The organism is Paenibacillus sp. 01T431, from assembly GCF_056398625.1.
The window spans coordinates 182,705-207,366 of record NZ_JBFTPT010000015.1 but is presented as its reverse complement, the minus strand read 5'-3'; the positions used below and the strand labels follow the sequence as shown (position 1 = coordinate 207,366).

At 48.5% G+C, this 24,662-nt stretch carries 18 protein-coding genes; 1 reads left to right on the top strand and 17 read right to left on the bottom strand.

From position 1 onward, the window contains the following. Position 1 precedes the first annotated feature (1 nt). Positions 2-1,825: an MORN repeat-containing protein gene (locus AC1DM9_RS25880; RefSeq protein WP_477582964.1), complete on the top strand. Its 1,824-nt coding sequence runs from the start codon at positions 2-4 to the stop codon at positions 1,823-1,825. Positions 1,826-1,877: 52 nt separating this feature from the next. On the opposite strand, the gene AC1DM9_RS25875 is transcribed toward AC1DM9_RS25880, so the two are convergent. The 17 genes from AC1DM9_RS25875 to AC1DM9_RS25795 form a co-directional block, all read right to left on the bottom strand. Next, on the bottom strand, positions 1,878-2,150 hold the full coding sequence (locus AC1DM9_RS25875) for an IS3 family transposase (RefSeq protein WP_441879034.1): 273 nt from the start codon (positions 2,148-2,150) through the stop codon (positions 1,878-1,880). A gap of 425 nt (positions 2,151-2,575) precedes the next feature. Then, the gene (locus AC1DM9_RS25870) at positions 2,576-4,234 is read right to left on the bottom strand and encodes an SGNH/GDSL hydrolase family protein (protein ID WP_441879036.1); all 1,659 of its coding nucleotides are present in this window, start codon (positions 4,232-4,234) and stop codon (positions 2,576-2,578) included. Continuing rightward, on the bottom strand, positions 4,234-5,283 hold the full coding sequence (locus tag AC1DM9_RS25865; protein ID WP_477582961.1) for a DUF1835 domain-containing protein: 1,050 nt from the start codon (positions 5,281-5,283) through the stop codon (positions 4,234-4,236). Before AC1DM9_RS25865 ends, AC1DM9_RS25870 begins: the two co-directional genes overlap by 1 nt. A 104-nt stretch (positions 5,284-5,387) precedes the next feature. After that, positions 5,388-7,058, bottom strand: a complete 1,671-nt coding sequence (locus tag AC1DM9_RS25860) for a hypothetical protein (protein WP_477549699.1) — start codon at positions 7,056-7,058, stop codon at positions 5,388-5,390. A 26-nt stretch (positions 7,059-7,084) separates the two neighbouring features. Then, positions 7,085-9,190 carry a phage tail protein gene (locus AC1DM9_RS25855; protein ID WP_477582959.1) on the bottom strand — a complete coding sequence of 702 codons (2,106 nt, stop codon included), beginning with the start codon at positions 9,188-9,190 and terminating at the stop codon, positions 7,085-7,087. 33 nt (positions 9,191-9,223) lie between these two features. Beyond that, positions 9,224-11,488, bottom strand: a complete 2,265-nt coding sequence (locus AC1DM9_RS25850; RefSeq protein WP_477582957.1) for a putative baseplate assembly protein — start codon at positions 11,486-11,488, stop codon at positions 9,224-9,226. Between the two features lie 53 nt (positions 11,489-11,541). Beyond that, complete coding sequence (locus AC1DM9_RS25845) at positions 11,542-14,640, bottom strand: baseplate J/gp47 family protein (protein WP_477582955.1); 3,099 nt, start codon at positions 14,638-14,640, stop codon at positions 11,542-11,544. 14 nt (positions 14,641-14,654) lie between these two features. Continuing rightward, positions 14,655-15,056: a GPW/gp25 family protein gene (locus AC1DM9_RS25840; RefSeq protein WP_076267908.1), complete on the bottom strand. Its 402-nt coding sequence runs from the start codon at positions 15,054-15,056 to the stop codon at positions 14,655-14,657. A 22-nt stretch (positions 15,057-15,078) separates the two neighbouring features. Next, a complete protein-coding gene (locus tag AC1DM9_RS25835; protein ID WP_477509365.1) occupies positions 15,079-15,807 on the bottom strand; it encodes a phage baseplate assembly protein V in 729 nt (242 codons plus the stop codon). Beyond that, positions 15,804-16,889 (bottom strand): phage late control D family protein, encoded by a 1,086-nt coding sequence (locus tag AC1DM9_RS25830; RefSeq protein WP_477582952.1) that lies wholly within the window; start codon positions 16,887-16,889, stop codon positions 15,804-15,806. Before AC1DM9_RS25830 ends, AC1DM9_RS25835 begins: the two co-directional genes overlap by 4 nt. 4 nt (positions 16,890-16,893) lie before the next feature. Continuing rightward, entirely contained in the window at positions 16,894-17,520 is a 627-nt protein-coding gene (locus tag AC1DM9_RS25825; RefSeq protein WP_076267910.1) for a CIS tube protein, read from the bottom strand. 27 nt (positions 17,521-17,547) lie between these two features. After that, positions 17,548-21,225 carry a hypothetical protein gene (locus AC1DM9_RS25820; RefSeq protein WP_477582950.1) on the bottom strand — a complete coding sequence of 1,226 codons (3,678 nt, stop codon included), beginning with the start codon at positions 21,223-21,225 and terminating at the stop codon, positions 17,548-17,550. Between the two features lie 70 nt (positions 21,226-21,295). Next, the gene (locus tag AC1DM9_RS25815) at positions 21,296-21,757 is read right to left on the bottom strand and encodes a phage tail protein (protein WP_256710880.1); all 462 of its coding nucleotides are present in this window, start codon (positions 21,755-21,757) and stop codon (positions 21,296-21,298) included. Positions 21,758-21,766: 9 nt separating this feature from the next. Then, the gene (locus AC1DM9_RS25810; protein ID WP_076267912.1) at positions 21,767-21,946 is read right to left on the bottom strand and encodes a DUF6760 family protein; all 180 of its coding nucleotides are present in this window, start codon (positions 21,944-21,946) and stop codon (positions 21,767-21,769) included. Positions 21,947-21,963: 17 nt separating this feature from the next. After that, positions 21,964-22,344, bottom strand: a complete 381-nt coding sequence (locus tag AC1DM9_RS25805) for a hypothetical protein (RefSeq protein ID WP_028611985.1) — start codon at positions 22,342-22,344, stop codon at positions 21,964-21,966. A gap of 126 nt (positions 22,345-22,470) precedes the next feature. After that, positions 22,471-22,905 (bottom strand): phage tail protein, encoded by a 435-nt coding sequence (locus tag AC1DM9_RS25800; protein WP_076267913.1) that lies wholly within the window; start codon positions 22,903-22,905, stop codon positions 22,471-22,473. Between the two features lie 38 nt (positions 22,906-22,943). After that, positions 22,944-24,656, bottom strand: a complete 1,713-nt coding sequence (locus AC1DM9_RS25795) for a phage tail sheath family protein (protein ID WP_430057590.1) — start codon at positions 24,654-24,656, stop codon at positions 22,944-22,946. Positions 24,657-24,662 lie beyond the last annotated feature (6 nt).

Sequence of the window (24,662 nt, the reverse complement as noted above, 5' to 3'; positions counted from 1 at the left end):
TATGATAGCGCAAATTCTAAATCCCATAATCAAGCCCATTAAGCGAAAAATTATTGCGCCTCTTAAACGGGCGAAAACGCTGCCAAAGCGTATGCTTGCCGTGCTCCGCAAATGGCTGGTCACTGCTATTTTTGGCCCGCTTCGATCGCTCAACAATTATTTGCGCATCGGGAGCTACTACATAGCGAAGAAGCTTATCGCACTTGTTCTCGTCATTACTCTGATCATCGTTTATTTTGGATTTGTAAGCCCGCCAGCCTTCATTAACAAATGGTTCGGACGAACGCCTCAGCTGGAAGCAGCTGCTGCTGCGAATGGCAGCTTCACAGGAGCTGCATCCGTCCTTGACGCGGAAGGTAATCTGCTGTTTAAAGGAGAGCTGGTCGATGGTCAATACAGCGGTCCAGGGAAGCTATATTATCCAAACGGCAAGCTTCGTTACCAAGGAGATTTCGCTAAAGGAATGATGGCGGGCTCAGGCGAGTTGTTTAATGAAGAGGGCGAGCTTCTCTACCGCGGACAGTTTGCTGACGATCAATATGGGGGTGCTGGAACTTTATTTTATCCAGGGGGAAAACCTCAATATGTGGGCGAGTTTGCAGCTGGAGCGTACGAAGGAGCTGGTACAGCATATAATGCTGGCGGCGGGATCATCTATGCTGGCGCCTTTCTGAAGGGTTCATACAGCGGCGATGGCAAACTTTACAATGAATCAGGCAAGCTGATTTATGAAGGACAATTTAATAATGGTGTTTATGAGGGTACAGGCAAGCAGTTTGACAATAATGGCGTTTTATTATTTAAAGGCAGCTTCCTTGCTGGCAAGCTGTCAGGCCCGGGAAAACAATATTACCCTTCAGGCTTCGTAAAATATGACGGCGCCTTTCTGCTCGGCAGCTATCACGGGGTTGGCAGCTTATTTAACGAGACAGGCTCCGTTGTTTATACAGGCTCGTTCGCCAGCGGACAGCAGAATGGCAGCGGACAAATGTTTACTGCCTCAGGCGGCGTTGTCTATGACGGCAAATTCGTCAATAACAAATATGAAGGCATAGGAGCACTGTACGATATGGACGGCGCGCCTCTCTACAAAGGTTTTTTCAGAGACGGCAGCTTGTACGCTGAAGGCTTCATGAATCTGTCGCTCGTAAAGCTGCAAGAAACGTTGGGTGTTCCTGATGCTCCTGTAACTGTTCCTGAGGAAGAGCTTACTGAAGAAATTTTTGTAGACGAACCTTCAGAACCTATAACGACCGACGAAACAGATTCTTCAGCAGATTCTTCATCACCTGAACCGAAAGCGACTGACCAAGCAGCGATAGTACCTTCGGCCACGCCGGAAAGCAGCAGCAATTCAGCCGCAATGCCAACAGCAACACCGCAAAGCGTTCAGACAAAGACAATGGCTGCTGGCGGCTCCACTGCTCTACCCGCTGCACTTGGCAGCACCAAGGAATCGGCGACGAGCACAGAGAAGGATACAACGAAAAGCGAAGACCCTGTATTTGTTGATCCCGACTTAGCACTCGATCCAATACTGCCGCAAACGCTGACGTTCAGCGCAATGCAAATGTCCTTTGTACTGGAAGTCGATGAAGACAATCCAGAAGCTTTTTTTGTAAGTCAACTGACGACATGGAATCCAGTTGTCATGGAACAAACGTACAGCAGATTATTAGCCGCCAAAACGGTATCCACCAAGGAAAAGCTCGATAACGGCCGAGTAAGGGTTCTGTTCAAGTCAGGCAGTACGCTTCTCACTTTTTTGTTAAATAAAGATAAGCCTGTACGACTTGAAATGTCCTATATCATTCCTGAGGAATAACAATAAAAGTGAACTGCCCCCGACAAGTAGACAGTACAAATAATAAAAACCGTTAAACGGCCTTAGTCCTAAGCTCCATTGGACTGAGGCCGTTTAGTTTTGCCTGAAATCGTTCGTAATTGTAAAAGTGAATGTAGCCTTCAATGTCCTGTTCAAGCTCATCAAATGTTCGGTATGTTTGCAAATTATATTTTTCACACTTCAGGGTTCCCCAGAAGGATTCCATGGGACTGTTGAAGGCGGCGGCCATAGGGCCAAGTTCGCCACTTTCGATTTCTTCGATAATGGTAAGTTTCTCTATTGGAGAATATTTAACTTTAGACATGAAAATGCTCCACTCATAGCAATAGGTTGTTTATTACTTCACCTGTCTACTATTTGGGGAGCATATTATTACGGACATACATTCCGCTATTTACTGATTTTAAGCTCATTTCGAATTCTAACGGACATCAGATGCGTTATTTATCCAAATTGAAGGATAATCATTGCTCTTGAAGCCAAATAAGAGACTGTATGTCCGTTAGCTCCTTAAAAATGGAGATTCCGAGCAAATAACGGCTCTGATGTCCGTTAGCTCTATAAAAATGGAATCTCCACGCTAATATCGGCTCCGATGTCCGTTAGCTCAATAAAAATGGAGATACCAAGCAACTAACGGCTCTGATGTCCGTTAGCTCCACTTTCCAGAGTTGAAGATTGTCATTTTCGTGCATTTCCCATCATCCGTTCTTTATAGCTATCATTCTCTCACTCGCAATACTGCTGAATAAAAGATAAAATCGGCTCTGGCTGCTCCAAGCTATGCGGGTGATGGCCGACTCCCGGCTTCACAATGACTTTAATGGTCCCGCCAAGCTCCCGGTAACGCTTCTCGAATGGCAGCGTGTTCTCTTCTATAGGCAGCGGAATATCAGCATCTCCTGCAACGATCAAAACGGGAATACCGCCTGCTGCCAGCTCTTCTACTCTGTCCAGAGGAGAGCAGCCCTTTAGTGACGATTCCGTTTCTTCCAGCTCGCCGTACACAGCCAGACACTCCTCCCACTCAGCCGCTCCACCTGCAGCCACGCCTTTCCCGCCCGGCCAGCTGCGCATATCGAGTACAGGGGCATCCAAGTACAGCAGCTTCACTTGGTCTGGGTACTTGGCTGCATAGTTAAACGCATATAACCCGCCGCGGCTGAAGCCAAAAAGCACCGTTTTTGGAGCGAGCTCATAAGCTCCTGTCACGTAGGTTTGGAACGTTCGCATCCACTCTACCGCACCCGGGCATCCATACATGTCGCTTAGTCGATAATAAGCAATTGCCCAGCCTTGCTCGAGCAAAGCCATATCGGCATAGGAGAACGCGTCAAAAAACTCAGCGCGCCATATCCATGGCCTGCCTTCGGCAAATGTTTTAGGAAAAACGATTAGTCCTTCTCTTCCCTCCAACATAAAATCGATACGCTCATAGCCCTTCCAGCTTGAAGTACGGCTATTATTTTTGTTCTCTGGACGATCAGCCAAGGAGAGAATAAGATTTTTAAGCGCTTCGCCCTCCTTCAATGCCAGCTCCAGCGGCAGCACTTCCGCTTTATTCGGGTTCGTATGTCCGACATGCTCCTTCCATACCGAGCTAAGCAATCGATGGCGCTGCTGTACAGCTGAGAACAGCGATGAAGAGTCTGGTTGGAGCACATATTCGGGCATTTGCTCCAGTGATATATTAAACAACACATGAAGCAGAGCAGCGGCGATCAGCCAGTGCCCCTCAGCATTCGGATGAATACCGTCCCCCGTTATATAAAGCTGATTCTCCTTACGCTTATGCTCCCACTCGCGCAGCATTGGATCATGGATAGAAACGAGCGCATCTGCGACATCGTCCAAAGTCAGCACCCAGTCTGCGTATCGCTTCAATACATCCTCATAGTCAGCAAAAGGTTGAGAATAGCTGTATGCTGGTTGCCCCAAAGGAAGCAGGCTGCCGCCTGTAAACGATGCAGCATCAAATGGAGGCGGCGTCATAATAATTACTTTGGCTCCCGCAGCCTTAATCTGAGTAACAGCCCGTAATAGACCCTGTTGATACGCTTCGAATCTATCAGAAGAATAAGGATAATAGATGCCGTCATTCATCCCATAACATACAACGACCCAGTCCGGTTTGCTTTCCGCTAGAGCCTTGCCAAGCCGATCATGCACGCAGGGCCGAGGAAAGGGATGCTCCGGTTCGCTTAAGCCAGATGCTGTCTCGCTGCTTACGCCAAGGTTAATGAGTGTCATTTGATTGGCTGGCATATGCTGCAGGAAATAAGCATCCATGTAAGCAATAAACGTACCATCATCCGTAATGCTGTCTCCTAGAAAAACGATCTTTTTCTCATCTGGTATAGCAGAATCCTTCCCAAATAACGGCTTCATCAAATGGTCCTCCCTTTGTTGTTTCGCACGGAATATTGATGCATCGCATTCGGCAGTCCTCTAAACGCCAAGCAGCCGTCGCTAATTAGCATCCACAGCCGATATTCAGTGAAACGAAAGTCGATTAGCTGGAAATAGTGGTCCTGTAATTCTCCGATAACAGCTCCTGCCTTTACAAAACCATCCTCGCTTTCGATTGCAAGCTTATCAATAATAGCTATAAGCCTCCTATCAAGCTCCACTTCAGCAGCATGCTTAATCTTGTCATCTTCCCATAAACGCAGTGTACACTCTTCCTGAGACAGCTCCAACCACTCTGCTTCATAGCGTCGTCTCTCACTATCTACTATTTTCTCTGCTTGCTCATATCCGTTTACGATATTTAAGTAAACATCCCTCTCTAGCAGCCCTTGCGCATAGTGAGGCAGGTTAGTCTGCATGCTTGCCGCGTTAAGCCGAAAAAGCTCAGAAACATTCATCATATGTACGCTATTGGTACGATTCTTTAGCAAATGCAAGATGAAACGCAGTCCTACCTGATCGTGCGCGTTATCGGCACACCAGATGATGATCGTTTTATGCTTAGCTATGGCTGTTATTTTCTCGATCATTCTCTGAATCTGATGCTCACGATTCATGTGGTGATTAAACATAAAACCAGACAGCTTCTCCATTTGCCAAAATTCTCGTGCCCGCTGTCCTTCCACACGATCAATATTCTTAATTGGACCTACTGAAAAGCAATCATTAAACGACAATACCTCATTGTCTGCATGTTTTCCTAAATTGCTTAGGGCTACTTTCAAAGATCCTGCATCCGACATGCTGCATACGAGATGAACCATGCTTTTGCGCTGCTCAGCTTCAACTCGCAAAGAATGTGAGTGCTGCACGCTTTTTTCATACATTTGTACAATGGAGCCAGCCAGAGCCTTCTGCTCCCCATTTCCTTGTTCAGTAAACGGTACAGTCAGCTTTAGAAGGTCGTTTAGAAGGCTTCTAGCCTCACCCTCTCTCAGCTCCCTTAAACGCTCATAAAGGTCTTTCAAATCAAAGCCTCCTTCTTGTACACCTATACTAGTTTACGCTATATAAAAAAAGCTGCTCAGCAAGATCATCGTTCTTATCGACCTTCTGAACAGCTTATAATGGCTTACTCCTGCTGCGATGCAGCTGCTTCTGCAAACCCTTGATCTATCTCATCATTTACTTGATCAGCCGCTTTCGCCGCGCCTAAACTTTTGAATGCCCACCAGCGAACGGCGATTACAGACGCAGCCGATTCGGTTTCACCTTGAAGCTTCATTCCGATACGGAATGTGCCCTTCTCTGGATAAACAATTGTTCCAAGCGATACATTCGGTATATCAGGCTCAAACTCAGTGCCTTTAAATACGTCGCTTTGTCCATAATATACTTTTTTCATCGTGCTTGTTTGGTCAGCCAAAATCGTCTTATCGATCTCTTCCAAGCCGACTACAACCGATACTTGCCCCTCGCCAAGGCCATGCTGAATTTCATCAGACACATAGTTTTTTTTGCCGCGCGAGAAGAAGAAGCCGCCTGTCTTGCCGATAGACTCCAGTGCTACTTCCATTGTACCCGTTGAAATCTCATCATACAAATGCTGAGGCCGCGGAATACCAAGCTTGAAATCAAATTCATTGCGTTCGGGATGATACTGTACATCAAGAGATGGCTTCTCATCATATTCCAGGTCATGCGTCTCCGCGCTCGCATAAAACTTATGAAGCGATGAGGATTGCGACGTTTGCGTTAAACGCTGCAGCAGCGCGGTGCTCTCGATATATTCATCAAAAGGTACACGATCCACCTTTTCAATCATGTAGGTCGGTCCCATTTGGAGCAAGCTGATTTTGGCCAGGCAGATGCTTTGATCAGCAGATCCCTCTACTGCCTGCTCTAAGCTGCGTTCATGCCAATCCTTCAATATACGATTCGCAACAGGCTCGTCCAGCACCTCAATGATGTGCTTCGCATTCGTATCCAGTGGAATAGCCGAGTCGCCAATGGTTAACTTCGCAGCATGATTAGGTACAGTAAGCTGTGCTTTGACGCCAGCAGTTTGCGGCGCTTTCAAATGAAAACTAACCGAGTACTCCGTTTCCTGCGCATCGCCCGGCTCAACAAACATAACGGTATTCCCATCATGGCCAACAGAGGTGAAGCCCATTGCTTCATAATCATATTGGAAAGCAATTCGCGGCGTTTGCAGTGTCTTCTCAACCACCAGCTTGACCTCAACAACCTCGCCGACATTCACATACTTAGGCATACGCTGCGTAATCCGTACATTCGCATCTTCATAAATCGTAGCTACATTTTCAAGCAATCTAACGAATTCAAATGAGGACGGTGCAGGCGCTTCTTCATTAATGAATAAACGATAGGATTCAAGCACACGGTTATATTCGCTCACTTCGTCGTTGCGAATTGCTGAATTGCCTACCGAGTGAACCGGCTCCTTGCCTTTCTCATCATAAGCGACGCACAAGTATACATTTTTCTTATATTCATTGTTTGTAAAGCCCTCGATCATCGACAGCTTTAACGTTACAGGTGAAGGAATAACGAGTTCTCGTCCGATATAATCGATTGCTACGCCCATTTCGACCGAAATTGTTTTGTCATCTACCGCTACAACCTGCATGCCGGACAACACGCCGCTGCCATAGAGCAAACGGTTCAACAGCCTTCTTTTATCATTAAAATATTTTTGCTCCGACTCGAAATCGCGTACCGTCAACAGCTTTCCGTAAAAATAACGATTTCTCTCAAATGGATACAGCCTCGATTTTTTCACTTGTACCGCTCCTTCGCGTAATTATACTATTCCAGCTCTGAATCCATTTCTAAACGGGTATGGATATCCATGCGCTTCTCCATGCCAACGTCAACGATCAGCGTATCATTTGGCATCGAACGATCAGGGTTCAGCTTGAGCAGTGAAGGCTCAGTCAGCACCGTATTTATGCCTAAGTACGTATGTAAATCCAAATACATCCAAGGCTGCAGCAGCACCAGCTTCGCTTCCGTATAGGCTGGCTTTTGCTCATCCAGCAGCTGTTCGATAACGACTCGCTGCTTCTCAGTTGGCGCCTGTTCCGGACGCAGCAGCACGGTAAACGTATACGGATCACCGCTATAAAGCTGATCTGTCAGATGCCGCAGCTCTCCGTTGTCGCGCATCGCCTTTGTTTGAAAATATTCCACGATGAGCGGTGCAATACCCGTATAAATCTCGATCGTTTTCATTAAGCCTTGACGCGTGCCACGGTAACGATAAAGCTCTGGTGCGGCCTGAATGAACGCCTGCACCTGCTCATCCGTCCAATAATCATCCGTTTCTAGGCCAACCCAAGTCGCCAGCCAGCGTAAATGCTCGCCTGTTGCCCGTTCAGGATCGATGTATTCCGATAAATCCTCAATTTCTTCCTCAATCTCGGAAAACAACGTGCCGAATAATGATAAATAACGCTCAAGAAAATCACGGCTTGCCGGGTCCTCTTGATAGACAGCAGGCAAATAATTTAAATAAGTGTCTCTCGGAAAATAAATTCGCATGGACTCCAATAGTGGCGTATACCGCTCCGAAGCGATCCATTCGATTTTTAGCCACAAGTAACGTCCTTTTGCTCCAAAAAACAATGCGTCACTCGGATTAATAACCGGCGCTGACCAAAATTCAGCTAGTGCATTCAGCTTTTCGCGGTAGGGAATCGTCGCATCAGCTAGCCAATCGTCTACTTTTCGATAGCTTCCGGCGATAATGCAGCTATCGTCATTTTGACTGAAATAGGAGATATGAATCTGTGTGCCATCTGGAATAAAGGAGTTAAGCGCCATCTTGTGCCAGACGGTTTCGGCTTCTGCGCTATCGAACGCCCGTGAAAGCCAGACCCCTTCAGGAACACCCGTTTCCTCCATCAACAGCGTCTGCGGCTGTAAGTTCAAGATCGTAATCGTTCCGTCTTCGCTGTTCAAAATGTACATGCGATCCTTCTCATCAATCAACAGCTGATCCGCTTTGCCACGGAAACCTGTAATGCGTCCAACTGTCTCGCCAGCAGCATTCAACTGGACGATAAAGCGGTCATCCTCGCTCACTTGATCCATTTGCCTCGTGTCGCCAATATAAATCATGCCGCTGCTGTCAGCACATAGTCCTGCATAAGGAAGAGCAGGGAGTTCACGTTTCGCACTCAATGTTCCGGTAGGCCCGAATGAAAATAGCTTTGCGTATAACGTATCAAATATATAAAGCTCACCCGATGCCGCAACGGTCATAAAGTAAGTTCGGTTCAAATGCCTCAGCTTCGCTCGTACATGCTGTGTAAAGCTTGGATCACTCCATACACTGACGATCGCGCCGCCTAACGTAAACTGGATGATACCCAGCTTAGCGCCTTCTGCTAATGCCGGCTCATCGCCTCCCGTGTCCAGTTCAAGCGGTGTCAGCACGTACACATACCGGTTATCCGCTGCTATCGCAAGCGGATGCAGCAGAATTCCATCTGCTTCATTGCCTCCGCGCGACCAAAGCGTTTGTCCATTGCCGGTATGGTAAGCAGCGACTGTCCTCTCACCCGTGCGATCGGCGGCAATTAAAAGCTCGCCGGAGGCAGCAAGTCTAGCATGGGAGCTGAACAGACCATGCCCTTGTGTAAACAAGCGCTTATGATCAGCATTACGGCGGTCGTAAATCCACAGATCCGCGCGCTCATCCAGCAAAAACATATGCTCATGCTGGGAAACAGCCAGCTCTTGAATGGCAGCTGTACCTGCGAGGTCACTCAGCTGAATCGTTCCCGCTATTCCGTATTTGTTATCGCGGCGAACGCCAAAGCCTGCTAAATGAAAATCAAGATTATACCCGGTGCCGCGCAGCCAATCCTGCTCACGGTTAATCGAGAAAAACTGGTCTTTTCCGTTCATGCTGTACCTCCTTTGCAGCCAATTGCCACGATGCTATAGATGGGTGCGACTAATAAGTTCAATTTCATGCTGACCCGAGAAAACAAGTCCCTGCGGCGGAAGAATGATGTCTCCTCCTGCACTTTTCCTAACATGCGCACCTTCCGCATCAATCCACAAATCCTGCACGTATACTACGCCGCTCGCCTTGCTTAGCGCATTATAAATGTCTCCCTTATAGACAGAACGGCCAAATTTCCAGCCCTTGGTTCCATGCTCACCATCAAGCGGTCTTAGCAGCTTTTTCAATTGCTCTACTAAACGTTGTCCTTCATCTACGAATTGAGGCTCGACAACAACAACGGCATTGACGGTTACTTTAATATAAATGGGAGGAATGACATGTACTTCTGTCGTTATTAATCTTCTTGTATCCAAATGACGTTTTACAGTTTGCAGAAAACCGGCGCTTGGTGTTGGTGTATCGCTTAAGCCGTATGGTACGACTACAACAGAAACTTGACCATTTGCCTTCTCTCTCGGATAATCATCAAGTCCCGGCTTATAGAGAGGAATTGCATGCACTCTAGCTACGGCAGCGCCTGGTGTTGCTAAAGCCAAAGTTTCGTAATCCTCATTGGTGACGGCACGGAATGTATGCTTCAGTTCTGACTGCGCCCGCTGCAGCGTTACCTGCAGCGTTTCCGCTTCCGAGCCTCCAGCTGCAAAACTTGGATTATTCACTTCGATTTGCAATGCTTTATGTGCTTCGTTCACCCACTCAGATATGAGATAAGGCTTAACGTTGCCACGATCACCACCGCCTAATTCGCAACCGGTAAGAACAATATTGGTGTCCATACTGACTGGCGGAATAGCTCCTTTTTCGCCATTGCCGAAGTAAATGAGTCTTTTGACGGGATCATAAATATAATGTCGATCACCTGGCTTAGAGCGGTCAAACTCATCTACACGCTTCCAATCCTGCCATTTGAAATGGCCATCCGGCTCTTGTTCACCTACTTGCAGCCTTAGTGACTCGCGTTTCTTGCAGGATAGATTGTACAGCTCAAAGCTTTGGCTCGGCAGCCCATTGCTTCGTCCAATGAATCGGTAAAGATCAAACCTAGGTTCACTAGCAATGATACGAACCGTTTGTCCAGGCGGCGGAACAGCTCCGGTAGAGCCATCGCTAAACTGTACCGTTACATGGTCCATCGAAGCATGTCTTATAACGGTATAAAACGCAGGCGGGCGATCAGAGTGAGGCAGCTCCTCAAAGGAAGCAATTTCCTGCCAGTATCGCCATGCGCCATCAGCATCCTGCACTTGAACTCGTATTTGTCCAAAAACAGCTAAGTAGGTAGCAATATGTATTTCTTCATGGGGCTCTCCCGATACCGTAAAATCAATCACTTCGCTTAATGTATCCTTCTGCTCAGCTTTGACAGTATGCAGCATAAGCTGACGAATGCGAGGCGGCATTTCAAAACCAGACTCCTCAACTGTTGCACATATCCAATATCGCGGCTGCTCGCTTGCAGGATGCACAGTTACCGTACGCATCGGCGCTCTTAGGCAAAATGATATTTTACCGCTAAGCGTCAAATGTAGCGTCTCATCCTCTATCACTTCAACGGGCATCCACCCTGCCGTCCCTGCTGCTTCATCCCAGCAATAAGCTTTCCACGAGAGCCTTGCAGATGGAGAAATGGCTTCGCGATTGATTACCAGATGCTGCAGCTCGTCATTGCCAACGCCTTTATCCGCTTCCAAAAGATTGATGTTTATCGTGACCTGTTCCTGCGCGCTCAGCTCACGATCGAAGGAAAGATAAAGCTTCGAGGCTGTCCTTGCATCCTTCCCGAATGCATAAAAGGCAACATTGGCATGATCATTTGTAGCTGTGACGTCATTGGCTTCCCGTTCCGTTCGCGTAACGATTCTATCCAGCGCAAGCGGCACAAGGGAAATGGAGGCTTCCGTCTCAAACATCTGATCCTCAGCCATCAGCTTCGTCCCGCGAGGCAGCGTCACTGGAGCTTTAATATTTGAGAACTGTACGGTAGCTCTCGCCGAACTTGCGTCTGCAGGCTGAATACCAAGCAGATCAAGAAACCTGCGCCTATTCTTGTCCGGGACTCGGCCAATGAAATAACGCTGCATCTCTGTCAGCCAAGCGAATAGCTCAATAAACGTAATGCCCGGGTCATGCGCATTCTCATCCGTCCATTCCGGAACCCGCTTCGGGATGAGCCTTCTTGCTTGTTGAACGATTTCCGCATACGTGCGGTCGTCTAGTGGCAGCCTCGGCAGCATTTGATCTCTCCTTCCTTTTCTTTTTTTGATCGAACTACCCTCATTCGGAGCTCTTATTTCGGTCCAGGGAAAGCCGTTATGCTATGACTGCCATTAACGACGATGCCATGAATAACCTCATTCATCCGACCGGGATCCCATTCGGTACGATTTCCATTTTCTATTTTGACAATATGTAAATAAAGACGTTCGATATATAGAAGCGAGTGGACAGCATGCAAAAGGGAGTGAAGCACTGACACATGCAGCGTTTCTCCAATATTCCAGCCATTGCCGTCAACATTTCCAGTTACCGAATGTAAGAACGCATTCAGCTTGGCTGTACAAGCCATCTCTAGCGGAAGCAGATCATCCACGGACTGGGATGCCACCGTTGCATGCACGGACACTTCCAAATAGGCCGGCTCGATGACCCGTATGGCACCGCCCAAGGAAACCAGACTGGATGCTGTCAGCATGAGCTCACGCTCCACTGCTTTGCGCAGCTCTGGAAACTGAGCAGCGCTTTCCAAGCCGCCCGCTGGGAAAGCAACCACAACTATGGAGCCAGGTGAGCGCTCCAGCCTTGCATTTCGATTGCTTAAGCATTTCACCTTTGCAATCTGCGGATATGCCTCTCTAGCAATCCATTCTACGTCGCTTGCGGTAACTGCCCGTCCGCGGTGCTTAAGCCGCTGCGGTCCCCTTACGAGCACTTGCTCTACCCGTTCCGCATCACCGCCGCCAATTGAAGGAGCCGGATTGCTGATGCTGCTGACGAATGCAAATGGAAGCACCATCCCCGTTATTTGCCCGGCATCGACATGCCCGTTTGCGCCCGCGGTAGTTTTAAAGCGAACGCGCACCGTTTCCGCCGTATCAGAGGAAGGAAGCTTCCCGCGGATGCCATCTCCGAATTGCAGCATTCCGCCTGCGTGGTCCGGTGAATAATGACGGTCAATTGGGCCAGACTCTGCAAGCGAAACGACCGGCTGCCATCTCACCCAGAAGCGTTGGTCATTACCGTCACCGTCTCTTTGCAACATATAATATTTAGGCTCGGAGTCAGACCATTTCACACGATCCATTGGCGTGAAATGTGCGAGCTCATCTACCCACACCTCTTCTTCAATGAATGCCGTAGGTGCTAGCTGTACAAAGCCATCCGCAGGAATCGTAAGCTCCTTCTCCTGACTAACCTGCTGCCTGACCGAAACAGCATTCAGATGCATGCTTGAGGCTACAGGATTGCCCGGAAAGGAATCTCCGAGCGAGCCATCACGATTGACTGCGCGTATCCAATAACGCTCATGCCCAAACAAGCGAGCCGGCGCCATCGTAGATGGACCTACAAATTGCAGCTCTCCGCTTATCGTAAATGCCTCAGTGTTGTCCACCACCTTCAGCGGCTGCCAAAGGTAGCGGCCTGCTTCCAAGCAAAGCGCTTCCCACTCCACCCACGGCGGTTGATTGCTGGCTGTAAACCTGCGTTCCAGCTCAATATGCAGACGAATGGGACCTTTTAACGGCGCTGCATTAAAGGAAGCATACATCGCAGGATGACTTGCTGGAATTTGCTCAAACAGCTTAAAGGACTGACCGCCATGTTGTGCAGAAGGCGTTCGATCACGATTGTCAATATTGCTTCTTGTGTAGACATGCTCTGGCTTAAATAAGCTTTGCGAGGCATGGGCATAGGACAGTACAGGTTGTGCGAGCCAAGGTGACATATATTCCACGACTGGCGCGATAATGGGATCAGTCTGCAGCACGCGTGCCCGAATCCAATAATCAGACGTACCATTTACGAACGTTTCCGCCATATCGTCAGGACAGTTGAACGTCAATGTAAAGCTTCGTTCACTCTGCTCCGGCAGCTCGGCAAACAATGTTCCGAATTGCTCGCTGCCGGGCAGCCGGCCCCAATTGCTGCCATCCCAATACTCCCATTGAACACTTCTGATGCATACGCGCGGCGGATCCTTCTCATCAAAATCGGAAGTCCGCATGACCATTTTCCACTTTACTTCGGGATCCTGCGCCATTCTGAGCCTACTCGGTATCGCCCTCGCAGAGAAGGTCAGCTTGATTTTGCTTTGACGCTTGCTAAACGCCTCTTCACACGATAAATAAAAAACGGAATAAGGAACAAAATGTTCTCCAAACGGGTAAAACCCATCCTTCAAGAGCTCCGTATCATTAAAATATAATGCGCCTGGCTCAATGCCAACATTGTCGCCGGCCGCATCATGTGCCGCACGAAGCCTTATTTTATCCATCTCCAAATGCTTGTTAAGCAGAGGAGAGGCAGCGCCTTGCAGCTGTTTCACGGTACACCTGATCCAGCGGCCAGTTATTCCTTCATGCTCAGTGAGCTCCAGCTTTCCAGCTCGCTGTTTATATAATACGACCATGCTGCCTGCAGCCGTTGCGGAATCAAATTTCACCCATTCCCCATTGCATGGATACGTCCATTCCACCCACTCTGATGCGAGCGAGGCCGCAAGCTCTGGCTCAGAGTAACGTTTTTCGGTGTGGTGAACATTTATGTAAAATCGGCTTGGCCGATCTACTAGAAAGATATCGTCATGCCGAATATAAAGCGTATGCTCCTGCTCATTTGGCATAGAGCTGGTATCGAACAAGCTGATTGGCTCAGCTAGGCCGCTCTTCAATCGCTCTCCATAGTCCAGTGCTGCAGTAGCAATATGATCCTTTTGTGGATTTACACTAATCCACTCCATCAGCTTCGCTGGTGTAGCGAGCAGCACCTTCTCCGTTTCAAATACGAGCGGCTCGCCGCCGTCAGGATGAGGGGCTGTCAATGCAATGCCTGCTGGCAAATAAACGGGGTCGACCGTTCCTTCACTCAGCTGAAACACAACGGTCGCCCGGGCTGGACGAGGCGGCTGCAGCTTGACCTCGATAAGATCGAGGAAAGCAAGGAAATGATTGAGCGGCGCCTGATTAAGCCGATTAACCGTATCCTCCAGCATCTCAGCGGTCAAATAGGCAAGTCCCGTCCCCGCATCAGGCTCCTCCTGCGAGAATCGCCACTCCGGCGTATAATGAGGTGCCATCTCCTTTAACTGAGCCATAAAAGAGGATAAGTTATTATGATTGATTTTTGGCGGACGGTTGTCACCGCCATTTCTTCCCCCGTGCTTCATCACGTTGCTCGCTCCCGTTATTTGCTTCCTTCCTCTAAATAGAAAGGAAACACCTGATTAAAAAGATTGTTTGTGGATCTTACCGCATAGGAGACGCTCATTAGCACACGGCCGTTATTTTGCCGATCAGGCTTCACCTCTACCTCTACGTCCTTTACTCTCGGCTCCCAAATTCGAATGGCTTCCTGCACATCACTGGCAATGAGTCTAAGCGATGTCTCATCCGTTGTGCCAAATACAAAATCCCGTAAGCCGCAGCCAAAATCAGGACGCATTAATCGCTCGCCCTTCGACGTTCGAATAATAATTCGGATAGACTCTTCAATGTCATCCTCGCCTTCCGCCATGCGAATACGGCCGGTTGTTGCGTCTACCTGAACGGGAAATTTCCATCCTTTCCCCAAAAACGATGCCGACATCTGCTGCAGCCTCCCTCAGCCATCAATTGATCTTAACCATCGCGCCCTTCAGCGACAAAATGCCGTTAGCCTTTACCTCAAGCATGCCATTGGATTGAAGCGTGAGCGCTGCATCCGCCTCCACCTTCACCTGAGCGCCTTTTACGGTAACCGATTTTGAGCCCGTCACTTTTACATCGCCTTGCGCGCTCATTTCAATCGTAGACGCTGAACCGCATTTGATGGTGACCTTCTTTCCCATCTCATCCAGCTTGATCGATTGCTGCTTGTCTTGCGTTTCAACCGTAACCGTCTTATCCTTATCGGCAAACGTAATATGATGGCCTTTTGACGTTTTTATCGTAACCGTGCCTGCGCTGCTCGTATCATCAAACGTAATCTCATGCCCGGTTTTCGTCTTGATTTTGCGAATATCGTTTTTGTCGTTCGGCGCAGGCGGCTTTTGTTTCTTGCTCCACAAAGAGCCAATGACGATCGGCTGATCCAGCCGCCCCATTAAGAAGGCGACAAGCACCTCATCATTCACCTCCGGCAAAAAAAGAGAGCCCATGTCGTTCCCGCCCATTAAAGTCGCAACGCGCACCCAATCGGTCTGGAGCTCGCCTTCGCGCAGTGGAAACTTCACCTTTACGCGGCCAAGCTTATCCGGGTCTTTGTTGTCGGTAACGATTGCATTCCACACTCCGGACAGCTGCTCGGATTGCATGGAGCGCTGATGCTGGTCAAAAAAACCAGGATACATCGTGCTCATATCGCATTCCCCTCCGTCTCAAAATAAATCATGTAGCCATCCGTTGCGTCGAGTCGATGCGTAACCTTCGTCAATCGCAGCAGTTGATTCAGCTTGTCGCTGCCGAGACCCTCAATCTTGATTAATTCGCCTGGCTTCAGCTCTGGAAAACCAATCGAAGTTCCATGACCGCTCACGAGCTCGCGGGAAATACGATCCAGCATCGCCTTCGCAAGCGATTGCGCTTCGTCCTGCGATGCTGCCTGCGTGTATACGACCTCCATCTTTTGATTAGAGAGCATGCTTGCTACACTTGGGCCGCTTTTGGTGTTCGTACCAATAATCGTAACCGAGCTGGCTACGGATTCTATCGCTTGCATCTTATCGACGTCATAGCCGCGAACTTTGACTTGTGAAGTCTGACTGGAAGCATCCACCGTCAGTGTGAACTGAACGAGGTTTTTCCCATATTTCAGCGTAATAAGCGGCGCTCCTGATGTTTTCGGTTTTTTGAAAATAAGCTTGGATGCTTCTACATAGAAATGCCTGTCGTTATCCATCGCAAGCGAGCGGACAAAATGATAATCGCTCACCCCGATTTGCTCAATCGTTTTTTTGGTGACGCCCGTATCGTCCAAATCGACAGACAAACCATAATTTCCGGCAATTTGCCGAACGACATCGCTGTCCTTCATTTGGTTCCACACCTTAGAGTGTGACGTCTTCATCATGAGAAAAGAGCGGTCCATCGCCGTTACGACAATGCTTGGGCTGCCGTTTGAAGGATAATCAATGGTATAGCCTGTCATGATTCCATCAAATACAAGCGATTTTTTATCTGCGTAACCAAGCTTGATTTGCACCTTCTTGCCTACCGCAATCGTTGTGCCTACCCATTGCATACGGGATTCGCTCCATATATAGCCATTAGAAATCGAAAACCTGACGATATCCGCCTGTGCATCCGTCGTTTGCTCGACATCAACCCATTCTACGGCCATGTTCGAAAGCTTGATCAATTGACCCTCTATTAAAATATCAACCTCAGGTGCGCTAAAATCACCATATTTGGATTCCAAATCCTCAAAGGAGTTTGCAGCCACGTTTTCACTCCAATCTCGGAATCGTCAAGCTTCTTCCGGATAACAGCATACGGGGGTTATCAATCCCATTCGCTTCGGCGATATGGCGCCATGCTCCCGGGTCCTCGTATTCCTCAGCCGCTATTGACCACAGCTGATCCCCTTGCTTGACCGTCTTTTGCTTCGTACGGTCGGCAGATTGACGCGGAATTTCTTGGTATTGTTCCTTCATCGTTTGCGAGCTCAGCATATCGACCGTTAAGGATGCCCTAACAGGGACGCCGGTTTCCAGAAACATCGTGTATTTCTGCGTAATGCTTGTAATAACACCTTTAAAATCAAGCGAGCCCCAAATGAATTTACAGGTCGGCGGCGTATGCAAATCCGAGTCAACATCGAGTATGCCCACGATTTTGGAAGTATAGGTACGAACGTCAATGCCCGCTTCATACGTATCAAAAAACAAATTCAGCTTCAATGTTGTCCGCTCACCGCTCGTAAATTGGGAGAGCGGGGTTTGCAGCCCCGCAATCTCCTTCTCCGCATATTGATTTCCGGATTCCATCTCATAATCAGTCGGGTTAAAAAGCACATCTACCTTCTCGGTTTCTTTCGCTCGAAAGATCCAAAACTGCGCTTTGCTTAATGCCATTCGATGTCCCCTCCAAATCTGTTCATTCTAGAAGCCTCTTCTTCGCTGCTCCAGCTTCATCTTTCGCTCCAACGCCTTATATACTTGATCCGCAATAGCTTCTGGATGGAGCTGCGGTATTTTCATAATCATTTTCTGCAGCTGCACAGGGTCCAGCTCGCGAGGCGCTTCCACCTTCACCTGACGCGGCGGCTCCTGTGCAGCGGGCCCACTTGGTTTATGATGCGAAAGTGTGGGCATCTCGCCTCGTTCCCCAAATGAAGCAGCGTTCGTTTCTACTCCGCTAGGTGCAGCTTGGCTAGCTGTATTTCGATGACGGGCAGCTGCTGTATAACTAAGCCTTACTTGATCGCCTATTGCGCCGCTAGATTGAACGGAACTAGGCTCAATGCCGGCTTTTACAACCGATGTTAGTCCGCTAAGCATCGGCTTGTTTTCTTTGGATGCTTTTGCAGCAAGATTGGCGAAGCCAGAGTGTCTTTGACTCGTTCGGAATGGAGTCGCTCCTGCTCTGGATCCGCTATTCAAGAAAGATGACATTCGCGTTTGACGATGCACAGGATTGGTTTGCGCGCTGCGGTTATTTCTCTCGCCAATAGGGAGAGCAGGAGCTGCCAGCTTCATGTCTCCTGATTCTGTCTGCTTGTGCACGCTTAGTGTTGGATACGCGCGCATGGATGCGGAAGTTTTCGCTGATTCCGCTGCTTCGGCTGACATTTCAAAGCGGTTAGCCAACGTTTGCGATGCTTTACTCGCCATATCATTTAATGATTCAGCGCCATATGTTTTTTCTATTTTATTTACCGAGGTGCTGTTATTTTTACGGACTTGCCGTTGAACTAGTCTTGATTCGACCGTCTTTTGTTTCGCTTCAGCGCTAGCGCTTGGCTTTGTGTTTGGAGAAGTCTGCTCCGCTAGCCTCCGCACTAATGAAGTGGATGCTTGCCTAATATTATTGTTTTCAACCCCATATGCTGAGGTTTTAATCGCTTCAGATGGGAGCCATTCAGCAGCAAAACGATGAACCGTTCTTCCTACTAAAGGAGAAGCTGAATCTACTCTTGCTCCAGCATTGGCATGAGAAAATGGACTGGGCATTGTTGTCCCTTTTCTTTTCCCTTGTATTGCATTCTGAAGTATAGCGCTGATGCTCACTTCATGATTTGCCGCTGTCACTCGCCGCTTATGCGACAGTGATGCTCCGTTTTTCAATAACATCTTCTTATTATTCGCAGCTCTCGCAATTAATTGTCCGCGAACGGTAACAGGTGCCAAGCCCGTATTTAAACCAGCCTCTTCGCTTGGCTTCAATTCTGCCATTTTAGACAAATTCTCGGATCTCGCACTCGCTTCTGTTCGACTGGCACTAGCAGAAGCGCCTTGAATGAAATTCGCATCATGAGTTAAGGTTTGCGATTCTGGTTCGATTGTTCGTTTATGTAAAATAGCACGGCGGCTTTGAGCACGTATAATCCCTTCCGGATTATGATCCGTTGCAGCTTTATGCTTATAGTTGAGCTGAGTTGACGGCTTCTTCAGGGCGGTAGCTTCGGATGCCTTGCTTGCATCCTGCCTTAACACTGGCTCTGCGCTCTGCGCAGGCTGTCTCTGTTCAAAACGTCGTAAAACCATCTGGGCAGGCCTCGAAGCCATATTCCGATTCCTTATTCTTGCTGCTTCTGCTAGAGCATTTGATAATGTCCTTGACGGTATAAACCGTTGAGTTCCATCAGCTGATATCCCTGCTTGTGCTGTATTTGCTTTATGGATTGAAGTAGCAGCACTGCTAGGTTTTGTTTCATTTCGCTTCCGGCTGCTTACATTCGATGAAACAGCAGCTGGATTTGCTTTAATCTCTTTTTTATGGGAAGGCACGACTGGATTAATCATGCTGCTATTATTCAGATTTACAGTTGAACCATTATCAACCTCTCGTGGCTGATCCGACTGTGAACGATTCGCTCGATGAATGAGACGTTTGGCAGCAATCGCTGATTTGCTGCTTCGTTCAATTAATTCGTTCAAAAGCTGCGGCTTACGCTGCAATACTAGAAGCTGAAGCCTATTTCGATTAACATCTGTTATCTTGCTAGCGGTTACCTTGATACTGGAATGAGGAATTGCAGCTTCTGCTTCTGATTCGGATTCTGATTCTGCGTTTGGCATTGCCAAACGATTCAGTTCATTCGTTTTTTTCGAAGGGACATTTGATCGTACAACCGCTTCCTTACTGTTCGCTGCTGCTTCTTGCGACATCTCCGTTTGCTCGGAGATATGTTTTTGATGATTACGATGCTTGAGCTCTAGCTGTTTTTTACCCTTTGCACGCTTTTCTTGCGGTAACGCATCATCGTCCTGTCTACTCGAGAGCGTACGAAACGTGTGTGTCGCTGTCTCTAGCTGCTCCAGCTTCACCGCTTCGGCTCTCTTCCCAGCCTCGCTTAGAACCTTACTCGCAGCGGCGCTTCTCTTCTCCGCTTCCCGCTGCTCCAGCTTCTCCGCTTCGGCTCTCTTCCCAGCCTCGCTCATAACCTTACCCGCAGCGGCGCTTCTCTTCTCCGCCTCCCGCTGCTCCAACTTCACCGCTTCGGCTCTCTTCCCAGCCTCGCTCATAACCTTACCCGCAGCGGCGCTCTGCTTACCCGCCTCCCGCTGCTCCAGCTTCACCGCTTCGGCTCTCTTCCCTGCCTCGCTCATAACCTTACCCGCAGCGGCGCTCTGCTTTTCCGCCTCCCACTGCTCCAGCTTCACCGCTTCGGCTCTCTTACCTGCCTCACTTTGAACCTTACTTGCAGCGGCGCTTCTCTTCTCCGCCTCCCGCTGCTCCAGCTTCACCGCTTCGGCTCTCTTCCCAGCCTCGCTTAGAACCTTGCCCGCAGCGGCGCTCTTACCTGCCTCGCTCATAACCTTACCCGCAGCCGCGCTCTGCTTTTCCGCTTCCCGCTGCTCCAGTGAAACGACTGCTTTTCGTGCATTCGTAAGCTGCAAAGGCGCCTTGCTCAATGATGCGCCAGAATCGTTAGCCTGCTTGAGGTTAGACTTAAGCTGAGCTCGATCCTTCGCCAGCGGCTTATTAAGGTTATCCAGCTTGCGAAGCGATTGAATGACAATACCGGGTTGAAGCTTGGCTTGCAGCCATTTATAGTAATCCGCCTGCTGCTCTGCCTTCAATGGTTGAGTAGGCAGCTGCGAAACATGCGGGATTATTCGTTTGGAATGGTCATGCTTGACTCTGTTCGTAATTATACTGCTGTTAACAAGCTCATCTAACTGCTTCGTAATGCCTGTTTTGTGGAGTGCTCCATCATTCGTTTCTTTCCCTTGAACAGGCTGTGCTATTGCTATTTCTCTTATCGTTCTTAGTTCTTTGATAATATGTGTCACATCTCTGAATACGATCGTTTCACGCTCTACCGTTACTCGCTCGCGCATCATGATGCGCTCAGGCTTGCGCTCTGGACTAGGCGGCGTTTTTTTATTGTTGCCGCTATTTGGTGCTGGTGTTTTAGGTGCTACGACTTGCACATGCAGCGTTTGCTGAGTAATGGTCGGTTCATTTTTGATCACATGCGACATAGCAACCCGCTCAAATGTTTTGCGTCCTGTGCCTGTCTTATATTTATTTAAGATGCCTCCGGCAAACGGCTGAACCGACGTTGATTGCTTTGTCGCAGCTTTGCCCATACGGTCCAAAATTCGTTTCATACCGGTGCATCCTCCTATTCCCGTTCAACTTGCAATTTATGATTCATTAAGTTTATGTACATGAACAACCCTACTTCTGAAAATCGCCATATAAACCGCTATGAATAATTTCTATCGTTTCAACCGCAATGTCACTCGTGCTCGCATTCAGATGCGGCCCGGTCCATCTCACCGGATAAGCATCAAAGAAGCTCCAGCGCCCAAATTCTGTTCCGTCAGCAGATTGCAGCACAATCGCACCCGTTTTGCGGTCAATCGTTCCATCTATAGTGCTTTCGTACCAGCTCCAAAGAGCAGGCGATTTGGTCATTCCCTTGCGCAGCACGAGGTTTGGGAACCGAACGCCCATCGGCAGCTTATGAACATAACCATTCACTCCGCCTTCACGGTATTCCTCAATTTCTGTTTCTGCCTCAAGTCCCGAAACCTCAGAGAACCCAGCAACAAAAATGTCATCGAGCTCCACCCAAAACTTGAATGTTGTAGCTACATCGTGAAAGCGACCTTTCTCTTGCCCCTTCATGACTGCCATAGTGCCGCGTCACCTCTTTCCAAAAACGTCGAAAATGTTTTTCTTACCGCTATCTGATTCATCGTTCATCTTGCGATTTATTTTGGAAATTTCGTCGCACCAGCGCCTGCGTTCTGCATGCTCCATGCTCATAATTTCGTCATGCGACCAATGAAAATAATACGCGACGAAGCCTACCTCCTCGTACAGCCGGTCAACCGGATAACCTAAGAGAGAGCTTCCGTTAAGGACAAAAAATCGACAGCCACCTCGAACTCGTGGTCACATTTCGGACAAGCCGTAAGCACCTTAGGCGCCTCTAAGTCATTAATCTGACGATATAGATTTTGCAAATAAGCAAGATCTGCCGTAAACAGCTTCTCGATCAGCTTCGTATCAATATGCCTAACGTCCCCAAGCTTCGTTACCACTCTAGCCATCAAAATAACGGTCAAATAACTAGGGTTGGATTGTACGCGCGGGTCCTTCATCGGTAAAATTTCATCAGCTGCCGTAGCAAGCCGCATAACACCCCGCCGGTGGAGATTGCCTTGATCATCCACGTAGCCGCGAGGCAATTCAAATTCATATTCCGTTTGAAACGCCATCCGGTCATCACTCCAATATGTAAAATAGAATCAATTTCTAGAAAAGCGGAAAACAAGAGAGGAGCAAACGATTTCTCGCCTGCTGACCTCCCTTGTTCGCCATAAACCAGCTTTAATTACTCATTTCTATGCGGTGCGCGTTAAACCCTCATGAGCGAATTCAATCAGCTCTAGCGCAATATCATTGCCGGTACCATTGAAGGTAGGCGCAGTATATTTAACAGGCCAAGCTTCGATAACCTGCCAAGTAGCCACGTCTTCGCCTTCTTCGTCAAGCGCGATGATCGTAATCGTTTTGCGCTCAATCGTTCCTTCGGCGCATTCTTGAAGCCAATCATACAGCTCCATCGATTCAGTCGTGCCCCATTTCAGCGAAATGTTGCCGTACTTGATTAAGCCTGGAAGCTTGCGAGGTGTAATAACCTCGTTGCCCTCGCGGTATTCGACCACATCAAAGGTTGCCTCAAAACCGGAAACCTCGCTAAATCCTGCTTGCTCAAGACCTTCTACTTCTACACGAAATCTAAAATTGCGATATGGATCAATACGATCTCCTGGCATGTGGATCCCCTTCCGTTATTCGATATGGAAGCTAATGACTATTCCGAACCTGTTTTTTGCGTGATGCGGAATACGACGAATTCAGCTGGTTTCACCGGCGCTACGCCGATTACACAAATCAATCGTCCATTGTCGATGTCATCCTGTGTCATCGTTGAACGTCCAATTTCAATATAAAATGCTTCAGACGGGCTTGTACCGGACAATGCTCCGTCACGCCATACACGAGTTAAGAATGCGTCAATCGTGCGCTGAACCCTGGCCCATAGCTGCTCGGTATTCGGTTCAAATACAACCCAGCTTGATCCATTCATGATCGAACCTTCGATGAAAATGAATAAGCGGCGTACGTTGATATATTTCCAAAGTGTATTGGATGAACATGTACGAGCGCCCCATACACGAATGCCTTGACCTGTAAAAGCACGAATCAAGTTGACGCCTGCTGGGTTAAGAATATCCTGCTCGCCATTGTTATATTGAACGTCTAGGCCTACTACACCGCGAAGCGTTTCGTTGGCAGGCGCCTTTTGTACGCCGCGTGTCGTGTCCGAACGAGCATATACCCCAGCGATTGTACCAGACGGCGGGATGAAAATATTGCGTTTGTCGAGCGGGTCAAACACTTGCAGCCATGGATTATACAGTGCGCAATAGCTTGAATCGAACAAATCACGATGAGCAAGCACATCCTGTACCTTCGTTACTTCGCGAGGAAGATCAAGAATCGCAAAGCGGCTTCCCAAGCTTTCACAATGAGCAACCAGGGACAGCTGTACGTTAGGATCGGTTACACCTGGAATCGCCATGATGCTGACAACATCGTTGTCGATAAACGACTGGATGCCTGTTCTTCTGCCTGGACCAAAGTCTTCGCCGATAAAATCAGCAGCCGACAAGCTCGCAGCAGAACCATCACTGCCGCCCGCAAGCAGAATTTCAAATACGGCAAGCTCAGAACCAGCAATTTGCTCCAGCGGAGCAATGCTCTCTTCCGATGCCTTTAGTACTTGTACGCTTACGATATTCGAGCGGGATACCAGCTTCTCCACATAGTTTGGAGCCTCTGGATTTAGTGATGCTTTCTCGTAGGTTTCCGACTCTGTTCCGTAAAGCACGTTAATTGTAAACTCCGAGGAGCTTAGTACTTTAGTTGGAACTAGAGCCGTATCCACTACATCGCCGCTAAGTGCTTCTGCAAGCTCAATCACTTGATCATGAACAGAAATGATGCGGTTGTATTGCTTCTCTGTACCATTTGTAAAAACGACCACATCCCCAGCATAAAAGCCAGCCGCGTTTTTCACGCGGTAACGATTGCCTTCGCTTGCTTCAAAGATCGGTGTTTTTGCTTTGCTTGCAGGAACAACAACAGCACGAATTTGATTGCCCCAAGCGCCTGGATTTTTGGCGGTAATGGAGAGAACCGCATCCTTCTGAGCTTCGTTAGAGGCTGTTTTGGCATCTGACGGCGCTACCCGGGAAATGAAGCAGCGGGAGCCTCCGTTTGTGAAAAACTGATTAACCGCATGCGCAAGAAAACGGTATGAGCCAAAAGCATTTTCAGATAAATAGGAACCATATACACGTCCAAAATCAGCTGGACTTGTAATAAGCTGCGGTAAACCCTCGACTGGTCCGCGAGCAGCAAGCCCAATAAAGCCCGCTGTGCTCGTACTAACACCTTCCAGTGGTTTGGCGCCGCTCTCGAATTCCTCCACATAGACGCCTGGCGATAAATACTCAGCCATGTGTGA